Origin of the sequence: Enterococcus canis NBRC 100695, assembly GCF_001544375.1 — a bacterium.
GTDB lineage: Bacteria > Bacillota > Bacilli > Lactobacillales > Enterococcaceae > Enterococcus_H > Enterococcus_H canis.
The window spans coordinates 1-2,565 of the sequence record NZ_BCQJ01000031.1 but is presented as its reverse complement, the minus strand read 5'-3'; the positions used below and the strand labels follow the sequence as shown (position 1 = coordinate 2,565).

Below are 2,565 nucleotides of genomic sequence, written 5' to 3'. Positions count from 1 at the left end.
GAGTTTTCTTAATCAATCATCTGATCACTTACTAAACATAAAAAACATCTAAAGCAGAAAATAAATTCTACCTTAGATGTTCTTATATCACTCTATCAGTCCTATTTGACAAAGAGCCATTATCTTTTAGATTTTTCTTTACCAACCTCATTTGACAAAGAGCCCCTAAAAAACGGTTGAACATTTCGATTTCTCTACAGCCTGAGAGCTGTTAGATTTTCTCGCAGCTCAATCTTTTTGAAAAATCACTTTTACTTTTCTTAACAGTTCTTCGACAAAATCGTTAGAGACAGTTTCTATAAAATCATATTTTCCAGCACTGTAATCAATTGCAACTAGTTAATCTAGTAATACTTTTCCGGTGGTTTAATTTGATTTTGGTACTGGAACATAAAGAGGATAGTTTCGTTTTGCATTAGGAATTGAAGAGAATATCGCGATATTAGAATATTGCGCAACACCCTTATAGTTTAAACAAATATAAGGTCTGTAACCTTGCTGCTCATGACTTTGTTTCGGATTCAAATTAAATTTTACAATATCACCTTGTTTTACCATAGTTCATTTCCTACTGGTTCAAACTCTACCAATAAACTTTTTAAGGATTCTCCACTATAATCTTTAAATAATTGTTCAAATGTTAACTCATCTTTAGAATCGATACCTAAAACTAGTTTTCCATTTTCAATTTCAACATCCAATTTATCCCCTTGTTTCGCACCGATTGCTTTCAATAGTTCAGCGGGAATTCTAATCGCGTTTGAGTTTCCCCATTTCCCAACAGATATTTGCATCATAATGCTAACCACCTTTCTGTATATCTTCCATGTAATTTGTATGTGTCTGAATTTTAGTTAGTGTGTTTTTAATAAGTTAATTAGAAGATTTTTGATGAGAATAAGAAATTTTTGTTGAGGTAATTGGTACGCAAAATAGACTTAACATGATGTTTTTTTACAAATTAAGTTTACTATAATTTTATTCGGATTTTCAATAGAATTTTCCTTATTTTATCCCCCTTTTTTGCTTATTTATACCATTTTTCGATACAACTGACACGAATTTTCGACGGACGTTTCTCCTGTTCGCCTCTCGGATTCCGAAAAAAGATCTGTCAATTTTGTTTGATGATAGCCAACAACTAGTATTGTTGTCTGTTTTGTGACCATATGTTGTACTTTCCACCCCACACCAGTCACAAGAGCCTGTGCTTGCTTTCTCGTCATTGAACTCAGACTTCCTGTAAAAACGACAAATTCTCCTTTTCGCACTTGAAAATCACCTCCGTTTTGAACAAGTCTAATGAACACTAAGAAAGACTGATTTAATAACCACACAAAAAAGTTCAATAGAGTATACCTTATTGAACAAATCTATAACACAAACAGGAGTATATGAGACGTTGAAATTGAGACGGGTTATGAGAAAAGAGGAACCCTTAATTTAAAGGATTCCTCTTTTTTATTGATTGTTTCTTTTTGAAGTCTCACAAACCGTCGTTTTTGAAACTATCTAAATATATCCGAATGACTGCCCGTTCTTTCAAAAATAATTGTTCTGTCATAATAATAAAAAATCATAACCCAATCGCTATTTCTACCACCTATGTGTATATCCCAACGTTTAGGAATTTGATTTTTAGGTTCCAACGGGTGAAGCTTGTACTCGGTTCCTAATTCTTCTTCATAAATAAGTAATTCCATAGCCCGTTGCAACTTCTTTATAGGTTTTCCTTGCTTAATCAACTTTTTTACATCTTTATCAAATCTCGTCGTCGTTTTATAATTCAGCATGTTCTTCCTCAAAGGCTTCTTTTTTCATTCTGTTAAAATAGCTGTTCAAGTCTTCACTGTTGTTTAAGTCATTACGTTCTACTAAGCTATCAGTTTCTTTGAAGGCTTGTAAAGTTTCGCTATTCGGTTGATAAGACAGTGTTTCAATCTCAAATGGGAATTTTCCAGTCTTAACAAATTTAGTTAGAAATATTTTAACTGCAATAGACGTATTCATTCCAACCTCATCAAACATTTTATCTGCATCATGTTTCAATTCATCATCAATTCTGATAGTTGCCATGATATTCCCTCCTTCTATAATGCTATTATAATACATTAGTAAACATTTGTATACAGAAATATATAATAGTATACAAAATATTAGCCGTTTTTTTCTAAGACATGTGCCACATATAGGCTATCAATACTAGTCATTGGGAGTTTTTCTAGTTCTTCATAAGTAAAGTCACTGTTTCGTACAATCAAACTTATTTTTTCTTCTTTGGCCATGATTCCCAACTCACTTTCATTGTTCGATCGATTTTACTTGTGCCATCTTAGTTGTTCCATTCTCCTGTAAGCATTCTCATAGTCTCTGAAAATACCAAAGTCAGAAGCTAATTTCCTTTTTTTCGTACTTTATAATAGATACCGTTGTTGTCTAAAAAATTCCGAATGACTATTTTCTCAATCATATAAGACATTTTATCGTCCCTCTTTTCGGTTTTGCGTCGCTTTTAAAATTAAATCGGGCGTTTTTAGCCGATAATCTGCGTCCTTAGTTGTCATA

General features: G+C 32.5%; 5 protein-coding genes and 1 pseudogene. All 6 read right to left on the bottom strand.

Translation table 11 applies throughout. The features are described 5' to 3' along the window. Positions 1 to 228: 228 nt before the first annotated feature. Positions 229 to 558 (bottom strand): annotated as a pseudogene (locus ECA01S_RS13695) (type II toxin-antitoxin system PemK/MazF family toxin). After that, positions 552 to 797 carry an AbrB/MazE/SpoVT family DNA-binding domain-containing protein gene (locus ECA01S_RS13690; protein WP_010746367.1) on the bottom strand — a complete coding sequence of 82 codons (246 nt, stop codon included), beginning with the start codon at positions 795 to 797 and terminating at the stop codon, positions 552 to 554. Before ECA01S_RS13690 ends, ECA01S_RS13695 begins: the two are co-directional and overlap by 7 nt. A 234-nt stretch (positions 798 to 1,031) precedes the next feature. Beyond that, positions 1,032 to 1,271, bottom strand: coding sequence for a BRCT domain-containing protein (locus ECA01S_RS13685; RefSeq protein WP_010746368.1), 240 nt, complete (start codon positions 1,269 to 1,271; stop codon positions 1,032 to 1,034). Positions 1,272 to 1,508: 237 nt separating this feature from the next. Continuing rightward, positions 1,509 to 1,793 carry a type II toxin-antitoxin system YafQ family toxin gene (locus tag ECA01S_RS13680; RefSeq protein WP_067396499.1) on the bottom strand — a complete coding sequence of 95 codons (285 nt, stop codon included), beginning with the start codon at positions 1,791 to 1,793 and terminating at the stop codon, positions 1,509 to 1,511. After that, positions 1,780 to 2,076, bottom strand: coding sequence for a type II toxin-antitoxin system RelB/DinJ family antitoxin (locus tag ECA01S_RS13675; RefSeq protein ID WP_067396496.1), 297 nt, complete (start codon positions 2,074 to 2,076; stop codon positions 1,780 to 1,782). The genes ECA01S_RS13680 and ECA01S_RS13675 overlap by 14 nt, the downstream gene beginning before the upstream one ends. 80 nt (positions 2,077 to 2,156) lie before the next feature. Further along, positions 2,157 to 2,285 (bottom strand): hypothetical protein, encoded by a 129-nt coding sequence (locus tag ECA01S_RS14755; RefSeq protein ID WP_281176668.1) that lies wholly within the window; start codon positions 2,283 to 2,285, stop codon positions 2,157 to 2,159. Positions 2,286 to 2,565 lie beyond the last annotated feature (280 nt).